The organism is Tenacibaculum sp. 190524A05c (assembly GCF_964036595.1).
GTDB lineage: Bacteria > Bacteroidota > Bacteroidia > Flavobacteriales > Flavobacteriaceae > Polaribacter > Polaribacter platacis.
Genome location: NZ_OZ038523.1, coordinates 3,978,548 through 3,993,052, shown reverse-complemented (window position 1 = coordinate 3,993,052; position 14,505 = coordinate 3,978,548). Strand labels below are relative to the sequence as shown.

Here is a 14,505-nt window from a genome sequence, read left to right as displayed (position 1 = left end):
ATTATTTAACAAATGTCACTTTTTTTATTTTATTGTTTTCTATTTCATAAATAGCAATTGCCTCAATTGGTTTTTCAGACACACCCGTAATTCTTTCATAATCGATTACTTTATTTCCTAAAACCATTCTCTTAACTATTTCGCAATGTAAATTAGGATACATTTCAAACAGTTTTTTATACCTTAATTTAGAATTGCTTTTACCTTTTCCTCTTAATGTATTTGGATAATTATAAATTTCAAAGTCCTCACTATATGGCTCTAGAAAAGCCTCTATATTACGAGCATTATATCCATTTACTTGGCGCTGAACTAGCTGTTCTGGTGTATCTTTAATAATACCATCTACAGGATAAACTGTTCCTCCTTTTACTACGTAATCGATATCTTTTACAGCTTCTAAGCTCTCTATTGGATTACTATTTAAGATAACAATATCTGCTAATTTCCCTTCCTCTATAGAACCTAGCTCCTTTTCTTTATTTAAAACTTTAGCACCATTTAAAGTAGAAGCTTGTAATATTTGCAAATTCGTTAATCCTGCATTTTTCATGCCCATCATTTCATCAAAAAAAGAAGTAGCATGTAAAGTTCCAATATTCCCTGCATCAGTTCCTGTTGCAACATTAAAACCATTATCTACCGCTTTTTTTAAATTGTAAGCCATAATCATTTTGTCGTTATCAAGTTTTTCTTGATTATTCTTAACATACTCTTTATACCTTTTCCAATAAGGCAGATTTCTCATTTCAAGTGTTTTTGAATCATATAGACTACCTAATGCTGTGGGATTAGAGATATTAAAATCTTCTTTTGAAGGCGTGATATCTTGAGAAAAAGACTTTACATAGTTTTTCATAACGATTAGTGTTGGTATGTACGAAACATTACTTTCTTTCACCATTTTAATAAACTCGTCATCAATTTTTTCATTTTCTACACTATGAACTAAGAAATTCGCACCAGCTTTTATTGCCTTTTTTGCCGTGGCTAATTGAGTTGCATGAACCGCTACTTTCAAATTATTCTTATGAGCCTCATCAATTGTTGCTTTTACAATTTCATAATTTTTAGTTTCGTCATCTTTTGATCTAACGATATACCAAATTTTAATAAAATCTGGCTTAAGTGGCACTTGTTTTTTTACCAATTCTATAGCTTCTTCTGGTGTATTTGCCTTTATAATAGGAGCATTTTCAATTTCAAAAGCTTTTGGCTGATACGTAGAAACAAGTGGTCCAGTTATAAATAGATTTGGGAACTCACTAACATCAGAATATTTATCTCGTAAATCGAAGTTATAAATTGGTCCTCCAACATCAATTACAGTAGTAATTCCGCATTTTAAGTAACGCTTAAGAAAATCGGCAGCATTTCGTTTTAGCCATTGTCTTTCTTCTTCATAAGCTTTAAATTTATTTAAATTTGCCACATCTGGCCTTGTATACAAACCTCCCGATTGAAAAAGATGAATATGACTATCAATTAAACCAGGAATCATCCACTTTCCTTCTCCATTGATAACTTTATAATTTTCATCAATCCTTATTTTCTTAGAGATTTTAGCTATTTTTTTCGATTCAATTAATACATCTCTAGTAGAGATCTTTCCTGTATTTATATCGATTAACTGAATATTATCAATGAGAACAGTTTCTCCTTTAGCATTAATTTTTTCACTCTTTACAACAACATCAGGATATAAATTAACTCCTTTTGTTTTCACTTGACTATATGACAATACTGTACATATTAGCAATGCAGCTGTTACGGCTTTTTTCATAATGGTTTTTAATGGTTTCTTTGGTTCAATCAATTATTTTTATGCGCTAATTGATCGTTTTGTTTTATGGAGTTATTCTAATTTCTTGGCTTATATTCTGATTTAACAACTATTGTATCTGCAATTATATCTCCCAGTCTTTGGTTTTTCTTATCAATAAGTGCGATTATAATTCCGACGCAAAAAAACCAATCTATAATACCCAGGAAATATCGAATAAACCCTTTTGCAATTGTCATTTCCTTTTCATTATTGGCCATTACTTTTATGTCTAACAATCTTTTCCCAATAGTTTGGCCATAAACACCTTCGCTTATTGGCCATAAAAAGAAAGCTATTCCAAAAAGTATTAAAGCTGGAAATCCTTCTACAGAATAATTTAGCAATCCGTTATTTTCTCCTGCAACTAGACTCATTGCCACACAGAGCATCCAATATATAATGATGTCGATAATTGCAGCAATAAGCCTTGTAAAAATAGAAGCTAATTCAGGTTCTTTGTAAATATTCTCGAACTCCTCAAATTGTACATCTAATTTATCTTGAAACATAAATTGTCTTGAGCTTCTTTAATTTTCAAATTCCGACCTATTTTAGCTTTACACATGTCGGTTATATGAATTTATCTATTTCTTTAAATACTGCAATCACCATTAATTATATCCTGTTTCTCTGGATTATAATAATTATCTCGAATATTATACCCTGGCATATCTGTGGTATTAGAAAGTAATGTTAAACTACAAAAATCTCTCAAAGCGGTGTTACCTGTAATCCTTACAGAAGCAAAATTGACATATTTCAGTTTTTCTAATCCATCAAGTGTTATGAGTTTAGGGTTATCTTGAAAAGTTAATTCATTACACACCTCTAACCCATACAATCCTTCTACACTTTCTAATTTAGGATTAGCATCAATAAATAAACCTCTGAGTTCTTTAAAATTCCCTAAGCCATTTATATTTAAAAGATTATTATTATTTGAGAGAAGGAAATCTGTTACTTTTTCCACTTTCTTTAAGGCTCCAATACTTTCCAGCTTATCATTATATCTAATTGAAAGAAGTAAATTTTCAGAAATATTATTAAGCTCAAGATTTGCCAATCCGTCCAAGTTAACTATACTCGTATTACGAATTCTTAAATCTCCTTGTATTTCTTTTAAACTACTTAAATTACTGATATCGTTTATCTCCTCTCCCTCTATCCAAAGTTCTCCGTAAATTTTTGTATAATTATTCTCTGCAAAACTTTCTAATTCATTTTGGGTTTGTATTAAAACATTTCCATAAAAAATTTTATCTGTTGATCCATTTCCTCCCGTTTGACCATCTCCGCCACTAACTACACCGGATGAATTATCTTCACTACAACTTATTAATAATCCTAAAGCTAATAAGCAACTAAACCATTTTTTTTTCATTTTTATTTATTTATTTATTTATTAAACTGTTCTCTTGCTTCTAATTCGATATTCATTTGATTAATTCGTGCATCAACTTTACGTTTAAAGTCTGTATCCGCAATTGTAGCAACATTATCTAAATAACGAACCACCTCTTGTCTTCTTATTTCAGAGAAGTTTAATCCTTTCATATTCACTTTCATTAATTCTTGTAACATATTGAATTTTGTCTCATAATCTTTCTTGAAATAAATTTCAGGATTTTCAAACCAATCTTGCTCTAAATCAAAATCTGTTAAACGTAATGAAATCGCAGACTGAATGTTACGAACATCCCTTGACGAAAAGAATGGAAATATTTTCTGAATCTCTTTATACAAACTCGCAAAAAACATATGTTCATTCGTTTTGTATTGCTTTTCAACTCTATCGTACACATCATGAACTCGATCTTCAGTTGGTTTTTCTATACTATTTAAAACTTCTCCCATACTCTTTACAAAACCTTGGTCTGTTAAATAATCATAACTCGATGGTCCAGACATATTCACAAACTCAGGCATTGTTTTCTCAAACTTTCTCCACCAAATATAATCTTGATCTAAAAAGTCATTTTCAGTTCTTGCTCCGTCAATTTTAAATCGCCCTTGTACACGTGAAATAACAGCCTTATCTAACATTTCTGGAAGGTTGGTAAATAATCCTATAGAACTATTTCCATAATTCACTGCATACGCCCCTTCTGTATAACGCAAGAAAACTCCAATAACCTCCTTTACACCGGCAGAAACACCTTGAGCTGTTCGTTCCTGTAAATTATTCTCCGCATCATCAATTGGTGCGAAAATTAACTTAGTTGGATCTTGCATTGGTTTCATCCATTCTACCATTTTCTCTGCCGATCCTCCTTGGAACGTAGAGATTAATGTATCTGGCATTGGGTGAAATAAAAATGGAATATCCAGATTATCAGAATATTCTTTTAATCGGGTTGCAATTGCTGCGATTAACATACTTTTTCCAGTTCCTGGAATTCCATATCCCATAAACACAGGCATAAAACCACCTAATTCTTGGAATGGATTCTTTTGAGCATCGAAATCGTAACTTAATAACCTTTCTGTTAAACGACGAGCAAAGTGTTTTGCATCTTTGTTTCCTACAATTTGCTCAAATTGAATTTTATTAAACTCAACACTTTTTGCTGTTCCGCTAAATGTATTTTCCCATCCTGAAACTGCAAAATCTGTGTTTTCTAATTTATACGTTCTATCAGTAATTGTTTCGGTGTACTCTAAACTACTCTTTCGAAGATTTATTTCATCTATTAAAGCTTCAAAATACACTACAGTGAAATCAATAACATCTTTGTCTGATCCAATAATATCTGGATGAGACAAATACTTATCATAATAAAATAAGCAGCAAGAAATTCCTTTTAAAGGCGAAAAGAATGAGACCTCTGGAATTCCTGCAAATTTCTGTTTCATCACAGATAAGTCATCAGAAGCATGAGGTTTTAAGTCATGCAATATTTTATAAGCTGTAGCGAATAATTGAAACGCTGTAGCTGTTTGCATTTTACTTTCAAACTCTCTTTTTCCATTAGCATCTAAGGCAGATCTTTTCTCAGCTAAACTCGATAAACCAGATGCATCAGTATAACTATCCTTAATCCAAATCCCTAAAGTTAATCCTTCTTGAACAGCGTATAATGTTTGATTCAAAAACACTGGAATGGCAACTGAATCTGGTAATAATCGTTTCTTTAAAGCTAAAATTGTTTTTGAAACAGAAGTTATTTCTGAGGCTCCACCTCCTTTAGCTTTAGACAAAAACAATAAAATCGATTCGTCTTTGGCATCCTTATCTTTATTTTTAGCTCGTTGACTTTGCTCCCACTGAATACTTTTTAAATATCCACTAGCTTCATCACGAAGCATATCTAATTCATTTTTCTTTATTGGAAATGTTGAATTGTGTTCCATATCTTTTTAAATATCAATTTTTAAGTCTGAAGTTTGAATTGGTTCTTTTGCCAACTTATTTAAAACCTCAGGTGTTTTGTTGTGTAATAACTGGATAATTCGATGAGGAGCAAACACATACTTTCTATGCTCTACATCGTTCCATTTTTGTAAAATCTGCTTTGAAAAGAACCCGCCTTCTTTAAATGAACCTCCTGAAAAGACCTCATCGGTTTTAAAAGACAACGCATAAGATTCTAATGGAATTTCTTTCTTAGCTATTCCCTCTAAAATAGCATGAGTAATTAGGTTTTCATCCTTAGCAAATACATTATGTAACGGACCTAAGTCAATTCTTTTAATATATTTTGGATGAATATCTGGAAGTTTTCGATCAATATTATAAGCCAACGTATCTAAGGCCATATTTCGATCTCCGCTTTCTCTTAGAACAGCATATAACTTTTCTTTATAATCATTTATGCGTTTACCTTCATAGTTAAAGTAGATGAAGCAAACATATGGTCGATTATCTGTTACATCATAAAAACTCCAGCTTGTTAAAAATTCAGCTGGACTATTTTCTGGTGCTTCTAAAATTTTACCCTGAACAAATCTGTTGAAGATGTATTGTTGATTAACAGAATTATAATATACTATTGACGAAGCCTGAAATAATCGTCTACGTTTTACATGCTTTTTCTTTCTAAGTAAGGTGTCTAAGAACTCTTCTTTTAAATCTTCAACATTTTCAAGCTTACTTATATATTCATTTTTCAACTCTAGATCATTGTACAAATATCTAAACTCCAAATAATTTGGAAATCCAGACTCTGTTAAATCAATCTTCATGTTATCATCTTCATCATACATGTATTTTACACGCATTGCTTCGATAGAATATAATAACAAATCAGTATACTGTTTAAAAATTACAAGCTCTTGACTACTGCATAAATTTTGCTTCTGAATGTTAACAATTAACTCTTTAAGAACAAAGTCTACCATTTTATGATAAAACACGTATTGTTCTTTTGAATCTAATACAGCAGAATCTAAAGGAGTTACAATCATATTAAATTATACGTACTAAAAGTTCCTTTTTATTACAGATTAAAAAGACGGTACATGTACCGTCTTATGTTTATATTTTTATGATAATAAATCGTCGTCGTTTGACTCTGGCTCTGGATCATTAGCAGGAGTATCATCTCCAGTTGGAGCGCTACCATCTGCTTTGTAATAATCTTCGAATAATTCCTTCATGTCAATTCCGTAACGATCCGCAAAATTCTTTTGAATTTCAGAATCCTTCTCACGAATTTCTTGTAAAGCTTCTGCATAAGAACTGTACACTCCTTGCATTACTTTTTCATGAACTGGAATATTATCCATCATTTCTTGACGAGCTTTAGCACTTGCAGTATGCATCGCAGCTAAAGTTTCTCCGATATGCTCATCTGTTTTAACTCCTAAATGTTCTAAAATAGCCGCAAATTCTTGATCAGTTCTTGCTTTTAATGCTACGATATAACCATCATAATACTTTAAACGCTCTTCCGTATCTGACTTTAATTTAGCTCTATGCGTTTGTAAGTTACTACGTAAAGAAGTTAATACTTTAATTGTTAAGTTATGCTTATGAACGAAACTATCTTTACTTGCAGCTAAAGTTGTATACGCGTTCTTTAACCCTTCAAGTTCTTCTACTTTTTGTTCTAATTTCGTTACTTTTCCAATAGCTTGAGCATATTCAGCAGACTGCTTATCAGCAATTTCTTCTAATTCCTGACGAGCTTGTTTTAGTAAAGCGTATTGCTCTTCTAACTGACCTTCAATCTCTTTCTTTTTCTCTAATGCCTTCGTATGATTTTTAGTAGCTTCTACAATTGCAACTTGCAACTTATCTTCTACTTCTTTAATCTCTACTTCACGCTCTTTTAAACGAGTAACAGCAGCTTGAGATTTGTAAGACAACTCTGATAATAACGTTTGTACGTCAGCACTTTCAATACGCTCTTGGAACATTGCCTTTGCTTTATTATCAGCACCAGCACGAACTTTTTCAGCGTCTTTTAACTCTTGCTCTGCCTTCGCTATCTTACTTTTTCTTCCCCATAAATTATTCCACCAAGTATCTGGCTTATTTTGAGCATCTTCAAGTTCAATTCTTGCTCTTTCTAACGCTTTCTGAGCATCATCAATAATTTTTTGCTCATCTGCATTTAAAGAAGAAAACTTCTCAAAAATTATTCCTACTTCATCTTGGTAATCTGTTAAATCTTTAATAGCATCTAAAAGTGTAGTTCTATCTTTTTCTGCCATATTCACAACATCATCTAATGTTGCATTTAATATTTTCTGTCTTACTTGTGGATCATCTTCTTGAGCTAATTTAGATTTCATGCTATCGATAGCTTTCCCCCAATTAACATCAACTTTTTCTGTTTTCTCGTTAGAATTAGTTTCTAATAAATCAAAATCATCAGACATGTTTGTATACGTTTTTTATAGTTGTACAATTTTTAAAGTTAGCAATTTCGTTAAAAAAAATTATTTAAAATAATTATTCAACAATTATATGTAGCTATTTACCTTAAAACGTTACAACAATTTTACAGGCAAATAAAAAAACCGCTTTTGGGTAAAAGCGGTTTCTACTTCAAACTAGAAATATATGTAAACAAACAACTAACTAAAACTTGAAAAGTTCTAGTATTTTATACCGTTGCTGTTGCAACTTCTTCTTCTGTTGCTTTTGAATCAAACTGATTAGATGTATTCTTAGATCCACCAGCTTTTAAAGCATTATCTCCTGAGAAGAATGTTTTGTGATCATCTCCTAAATCAGATCCTGCCATTCTTTGGTGTTTCACACAAGAAACTCCTTTTCTGATCTCTTGACGTTGTACTCCTTTAACGTAAGCTAACATTCCTTTCTCTCCGAAATATCCTTCTGCTAAATCATTCATATGAAGTGCAGTTGTGTGGTACGTCGGTAATGTAATTAAGTGGTGGAAAATTCCAGCTTCTCTAGCACCATCTAATTGGAATGTTCTAATTTTCTCATCTGCTCTATTACATAATTCAGAACCATCATATTTAGCATCCATTAAGTTCCCTCTATCATAACCAGACACGTCCTCTCCAGCTTCAACCATTGCGTCATACACTTGTGTACGGAAATTTAAAGTCCAGTTAAATGATGGTGAATTGTTGTAAACTAATTTTGCATTTGGAACAACTTCTTTTACTCTGTTTACCATTGCTGCAATTTGACCTACGTGCGGCGTTGGCGTTTCAATCCATAATAAATCAGCTCCATTTTGTAAACTTGTAACACAGTCTAAAACAACTCTATCGATATTTGTTCCTTCTCTAAACTTATATAATCCATTAGCTAATCTTACTGGACGAACTAATTTCCCATCTCTTTTTAATAATACTTCGTTATTTGTAACTTGATCTAAAGAAACCTCTTCACATTCAACGAAATCTAAATATTGAGAAGCTAAATCTCCTGGCTCTTGACTTACAGGTAATTTTTGAGTTAATCCAGCTCCTTCCGAATCTGTTCTTGCAACAATAACTCCATCTTCAACTCCTAATTCTAAGAATGCATAACGAACAGCATTTAACTTTGCAATAAAATCTTCATGCGGAACAGTTACTTTTCCATCTTGGTGTCCACATTGCTTCGCATCTGATACTTGATTTTCAATTTGGATTGCACAAGCACCAGCTTGGATCATTTTTTTAGCTAATAAATAAGTAGCTTCTTCATTTCCAAAACCAGCATCGATATCAGCAATAATCGGAACAATATGTGTTTCGAAATTATCGATTTGATCTTGCACATCTTCTCCAGCCTCTAACCTTCTGAATAAATCATTCAATTCGATAGCATCTGCTTGACGTAAGAAATCATAAATCTCTTCAATTAATCCTGCAACTGCAGTTTTCTCGTGCATAGACTGATCTGGTAATGGCCCGAATTCAGAACGTAATGCCGCTACCATCCAACCTGATAAGTATAAATATTTTTTATCTGTAGTTTTATTATGTTTTTTAACCGCAATCATCTTTTGTTGAGCAACAAATCCATGCCAACATCCTAAAGACTGAGTATATTGAGAAGAATCAGCATCATAATCTGCCATATCTTTTCTCATGATTGAAGCTGTATATTTAGCAATATCTAAACCAGTTCTAAAACGGTTTTGTGTCGCCATTCTAGCAGCACTTTCTGGACTAATCGCGTTCCAAGATTTACCGAACTTTTCTTTTAAGTTTCTTACCGTTTCTAATGCAGAATTGTAACTTCCTTGTGGTAAATTTTTCATAATATTGTATTTCTAAAATAAGTTGTTTATAATAATGACTTGCCCTTTAAATGTTGCCGCATTTTGGGGCTTTTTTGTTTTAAATTTTAAATGTATTGATAAGCTGGAAGTGTTAAGAACTCTTCGAAGTCTTCTGACAAGACTAAATCATCAAACAATTGAATCGCTAAATCAAATCTTCTATTACTAAATGACTCCTCTCCTACTAATTCTTTAATCTTCTCGATTTCCTGAGCTTTTAAATCTTGATACATTTCAATATCAAATTGCTCTTCACTTTCTAAGCGAACTCCCTTATGTAACCATTGCCAAATTTGAGTTCTAGAAATTTCCGCAGTAGCTGCATCTTCCATAAGGTTATAGAGAGCAGCAGCACCGTTTCCTGCTAACCAACTTTCTATGTAAAGAATCCCAACATTTATATTATCACGAATTCCAGTTTCCGTAACTGTACCAACTGGCATTTCAACTAATTCTTCTTCTGTAACCGTTAAATCTTCACGTTTATTATCGATTTGATTTGCAGTTGGCATGTGCTCATTAAACACATCCATCGCAACCTTAACTAACCCTGGATGCGCAACCCAAGTTCCGTCGTGACCATTTTTAACTTCTTGTAACTTATCACCTTCTACTTTAGCATAAGCTGTCTTATTCGCTTCTTCATCATTTTTAACAGGAATTTGAGCAGCCATTCCTCCCATTGCGTGAACACGACGAACATGACAACGTTGAACTACTCTTTGAGAATATGCTTTCATAAATGGCGAGCTCATTGTTACTTGCGCACGGTTTGGCACTAAAAACCCTTCATGATTTCTAAACTTCTTTATGTACGAGAAAATGTAATCCCATCTCCCACAATTAAGACCCGCCATATGATCTTTTAATTCGTAAATAATTTCGTCTAATTGAAAACTAGCTGTTATTGTCTCAATAAGTACAGTAGCTTTAATTGTATCTTGAGCAACACCTAAATATTCTTGCGCAAAAACAAAAACCTCATTCCACCATCTTGCTTCTAAATAATGCTCTAATTTTGGTAAATAAAAATACGTTGCCGTTCCTTGCTCTAACAACACCTTAATGTTATGGAAGAAGTACAATCCAAAATCCACTAATGATCCTGACATTTCTTCTCCATCTAGCACAAAATGTCTTTCATTTAAATGCAAACCTCTTGGTCTCACTAATAAAACAGCTGTTTCATCATTTAAACTATAGGTTTTATCTTTCTTTTCGTTATAGAACGAAATCGTTTTCGTATTTGCGTCAAATAAATTTTGTTGACCGTTTAATATATTAGAGATTGTTGGAGAATTACTATCTTCAAAATCCGCCATAAATGTTTTTGCACCTGAATTCAAAGCATTAATCACCATCTTTCTATCCACAGGACCAGTAATCTCCACTCTCCTATCTAATAAATCTTGAGGTAATGGCTTACACACCCAGTCAGAATTTCTTATTGCTTTTGTCTCTTCTGGAAAAGAAGGAAAGTTACCTTCATCAAAATACGCTTGTGTTTTGACTCTTTCTTTAAGCAACTCCAAACGTTTATTATTAAACTTGACGTGTAACTCAATTAAAAAAGCCTTCGCCTCTGGCGTTAAAATTGACTTGTAAGAATCAGCTTCAAACCCTTTGAACTGAATCTCTTTAAGAATTGCTTTAGTTTCCATTTTATTCTTTTTTAAATAATTACACTACAATGTTATAAAATATTTTCGAACTCTCCAAGCGAACGTTCGCTAAATTTTAAAAAAACTTAATTTTTATAAGTTCGCTATTATTCATAAATTTGGTTTTATGTTATTAGAAGAACAATATATTCGCCTGATTTTTGGGCTTAAACTGAAGCAAATAAGAACCGAGAAAAACCTATCTCTTTTTGGTTTGGCAAAACTGACAGGATTATCGAAATCTTACTTAAATGAAATTGAAAAAGGAAAGAAATATCCTAAAACAGATAAAATCGCAATTTTAGCAGAAAACCTTGAAGTACCTTACGATCACTTGGTTTCTTTAAAACTAGATAAAAACTTAGCTCCTATTGGTGAAATCCTACAATCCAAAATTCTTAAAGAAATTCCTTTAGACTTATTTGGAATCCAAGAAAACAATCTAATTGATATTGTAGCGAATGCACCTGCTAAGGTCAATGCCTTTATAAGTACTATTATTAAAATATCGCAGAATTATAATTTAACACGAGAAAGTTTCTTTTTAGCTTCTTTACGTTCTTATCAGGAAGCGCACAATAATTATTTTGACGATATAGAAACTAGCGTTGAGAAATTCGCAAAGGCTTACCAGATTAATCTTGATGAGAAAATTACTTCTGAGGATTTAAAAGAAATTTTAATCGAGGAATTCAATTATAAAATTGACACCAAAGAACTTTCTAAACACAAGAATCTTACAGACATAAGAAATATATATATTCCTAAAAAGAATACCTTAATCTTAAGTAAAGAAATATCAGAAGCACAAAAGACATTTATTTTTGCAAAGGAGATTGCCTATAATTTCTTAGAGATTAAGGATAGGTTATACACTTTCCCATGGATTAAATTTGAAAGTTTCGACCAAGTATTAAACAACTTTATTGCTTCTTATTTTGCCGGAGCTTTAATTATTCCGAAGAAAAAACTAGTCAAGCAATTAAAGGATTTATTCGAGAAAAAAGATTGGAATCCACTAAGATTACATAAAATATTAACAAGCTATAATTGCTCTGATGAAACTTTTTATCAGCGTTTAACCAATATTTTACCAACGTCATTTAATATTAAGAATTTATTCTTCTTACGATTTACACATAAAAAAGATTCACCAACATACAGATTAAGCAAAGAGCTTCACATAACACAACAACAAGCTCCGCACGCCAATAGAAATCAAGAACATTATTGTCGACGATGGGTTTCAATAAAAACCATTCAAGATTTTGAAAATTCAAACCAGAAAAAATCTTCATCAGGAATTCAAATATCTTCGTATGAAAATTCAACGAATGAGTATTTAGTGCTGTCTTCTGCAAATAAAGATCCGTTTAAAAAAGACATTTACAGAAGCATCAGTATTGGAATGTTATTATCACCACATTTAAAACGAAAAGTAAAGTTTTTTAAAGAAGATACTTTTGAGAAAAATGTTGTTGGAGTCACTTGTGAATCATGCTCTGTAAAAGACTGTATGGAACGTGTTGCAGAACCTTGGATCTTAGAAAAGAAAGCACGTTATAAAGAGATAGAAAACTCTATTAAAAACATCATAGAATCATACGAGTAATAGCCTTTACATATGCTCGTATTTTCTTATTTTAGCACTCGCAAACAAACAAATATCTATGGACATTAACTTCAATAAAAACGAAGACCACAATAAATTATTAGCTTCGGATTTAAAACAGCGCTTAGCCAAAATTAAATTAGGAGGAGGAGAAAAAAGAATTCAAAAACATCACGAAAAAGGTAAATTAACAGCAAGAGAACGAATTGATTATTTACTTGATAACGATTCTGAATCAATTGAAATTGGTGCTTTTGCTGGAGAAGGAATGTATAAAGAGCATGGTGGATGTCCTTCCGGTGGTGTAGTCATTAAAATAGGATATGTAAAAGGTAAGCAATGTATTGTAGTAGCAAATGATGCCACTGTAAAAGCTGGAGCTTGGTTTCCTATCACAGGAAAAAAGAATTTAAGAGCTCAAGAAATTGCCATTGAAAACAGATTACCAATTATTTATTTAGTGGATTCTGCTGGAGTTTACCTTCCGATGCAAGATGAAATATTCCCAGACAAGGAACATTTCGGACGAATTTTCAGAAATAATGCCGTAATGAGCAGTATGGGAATTACACAAATTGCCGCTGTTATGGGAAGTTGCGTTGCTGGTGGAGCGTATTTACCAATTATGAGTGATGAAGCTTTAATTGTAGATAAAACTGGAAGTATATTTTTAGCAGGAAGTTATTTAGTAAAAGCCGCTATTGGTGAAGCTATTGACAATGAAACTTTAGGTGGAGCAACAACACACTGTGAAATTTCTGGAGTTACTGATTACAAAGCTAAAGATGACAAAGACGCTTTAGATCGTATTAAAAATGTAATGGATAAGATTGGAGACTTTGAAAAAGCTGGATACAACAGATCAGAAAGCAAAGCTCCTGCAAAAGATGAGAATGAAATCTTTGGAATTTTACCAAAAGCGCGTCACGAACAATACGACATGATGGAAATCATCGATCGCTTAGTGGATAATTCTGAATTTGACGAATATAAAGCTGGTTATGGTCAAACTATTATTACTGGTTATGCAAGAATTGATGGATGGGCAGTTGGAATTGTAGCAAACCAAAGAAAAATTGTAAAATCAAAAGGCGCTAAAACTAAGCCTAGTGAAATGCAATTTGGTGGAGTAATTTATTCAGATTCTGCCGATAAAGCCACTCGTTTTATTGCAAACTGTAATCAGAAGAAAATTCCTTTAGTATTCTTACAAGATGTTACTGGATTTATGGTAGGAAGTAAATCTGAACATGGTGGAATTATTAAAGACGGAGCTAAAATGGTAAATGCTGTTAGTAATTCAGTAGTTCCTAAGTTTACTATTGTAGTTGGAAATTCTTATGGAGCAGGAAACTATGCAATGTGTGGAAAAGCGTATGATCCAAGATTAATCGCTGCTTGGCCAAGTGCCGAATTAGCCGTTATGAGTGGCGCTTCTGCTGCAAAAGTTTTATTACAAATAGAAACTGCTGCCTTAAAGAAGAAAGGTGAAGAGATTACCAAAGAGAAGGAAGAAGAATTATTTAATAAAATTAAATCTAGATACGACGAACAAATTTCTCCGTATTATGCTGCTGCTCGAATTTGGACAGATGCAGTTATTAATCCGTTAGATACAAGAAAATGGATTTCAATGGGAATTGAAGCAGCAAACCATGCTCCAATTGAAAAGCCATTTAATTTGGGAGTTATTCAAGTTTAATTATTTTTACA

10 protein-coding genes are annotated in these 14,505 nt (G+C 32.4%); 2 read left to right on the top strand and 8 right to left on the bottom strand.

Translation table 11 applies throughout. The features are described 5' to 3' along the window. Window position 1 precedes the first annotated feature (1 nt). The 8 genes from ABNT61_RS17970 to aceB all read right to left on the bottom strand — a co-directional run bounded on the left by ABNT61_RS17970 (window position 2) and on the right by aceB (window position 11,180). Window positions 2-1,783 carry an amidohydrolase family protein gene (locus tag ABNT61_RS17970; RefSeq protein WP_348744238.1) on the bottom strand — a complete coding sequence of 594 codons (1,782 nt, stop codon included), beginning with the start codon at window positions 1,781-1,783 and terminating at the stop codon, window positions 2-4. A 77-nt stretch (window positions 1,784-1,860) separates the two neighbouring features. Further along, window positions 1,861-2,334 (bottom strand): RDD family protein, encoded by a 474-nt coding sequence (locus tag ABNT61_RS17965; protein WP_348744237.1) that lies wholly within the window; start codon window positions 2,332-2,334, stop codon window positions 1,861-1,863. Window positions 2,335-2,417: 83 nt separating this feature from the next. Next, complete coding sequence (locus ABNT61_RS17960; RefSeq protein WP_348744236.1) at window positions 2,418-3,206, bottom strand: hypothetical protein; 789 nt, start codon at window positions 3,204-3,206, stop codon at window positions 2,418-2,420. Between the two features lie 14 nt (window positions 3,207-3,220). Then, on the bottom strand, window positions 3,221-5,176 hold the full coding sequence (locus ABNT61_RS17955) for an AAA family ATPase (protein ID WP_348744235.1): 1,956 nt from the start codon (window positions 5,174-5,176) through the stop codon (window positions 3,221-3,223). Window positions 5,177-5,182: 6 nt separating this feature from the next. After that, window positions 5,183-6,229, bottom strand: coding sequence for a hypothetical protein (locus ABNT61_RS17950; protein ID WP_348744234.1), 1,047 nt, complete (start codon window positions 6,227-6,229; stop codon window positions 5,183-5,185). A 78-nt stretch (window positions 6,230-6,307) separates the two neighbouring features. Beyond that, window positions 6,308-7,648, bottom strand: coding sequence for a microtubule-binding protein (locus ABNT61_RS17945; protein WP_348744233.1), 1,341 nt, complete (start codon window positions 7,646-7,648; stop codon window positions 6,308-6,310). Between the two features lie 227 nt (window positions 7,649-7,875). Beyond that, window positions 7,876-9,498 carry an isocitrate lyase gene (locus ABNT61_RS17940; protein ID WP_348744232.1) on the bottom strand — a complete coding sequence of 541 codons (1,623 nt, stop codon included), beginning with the start codon at window positions 9,496-9,498 and terminating at the stop codon, window positions 7,876-7,878. A gap of 86 nt (window positions 9,499-9,584) precedes the next feature. Next, window positions 9,585-11,180 carry a malate synthase A gene (aceB, locus tag ABNT61_RS17935; protein ID WP_348744231.1) on the bottom strand — a complete coding sequence of 532 codons (1,596 nt, stop codon included), beginning with the start codon at window positions 11,178-11,180 and terminating at the stop codon, window positions 9,585-9,587. A gap of 127 nt (window positions 11,181-11,307) precedes the next feature. Between aceB and ABNT61_RS17930 the strand changes: the two genes are divergently transcribed. Together ABNT61_RS17930 and ABNT61_RS17925 are read left to right on the top strand one after the other, a co-directional pair. Continuing rightward, window positions 11,308-12,792 (top strand): helix-turn-helix domain-containing protein, encoded by a 1,485-nt coding sequence (locus tag ABNT61_RS17930; RefSeq protein ID WP_348744230.1) that lies wholly within the window; start codon window positions 11,308-11,310, stop codon window positions 12,790-12,792. A gap of 58 nt (window positions 12,793-12,850) precedes the next feature. After that, window positions 12,851-14,494, top strand: coding sequence for an acyl-CoA carboxylase subunit beta (locus ABNT61_RS17925; protein ID WP_348713523.1), 1,644 nt, complete (start codon window positions 12,851-12,853; stop codon window positions 14,492-14,494). The last annotated feature ends 11 nt before the right edge of the window (window positions 14,495-14,505 follow it).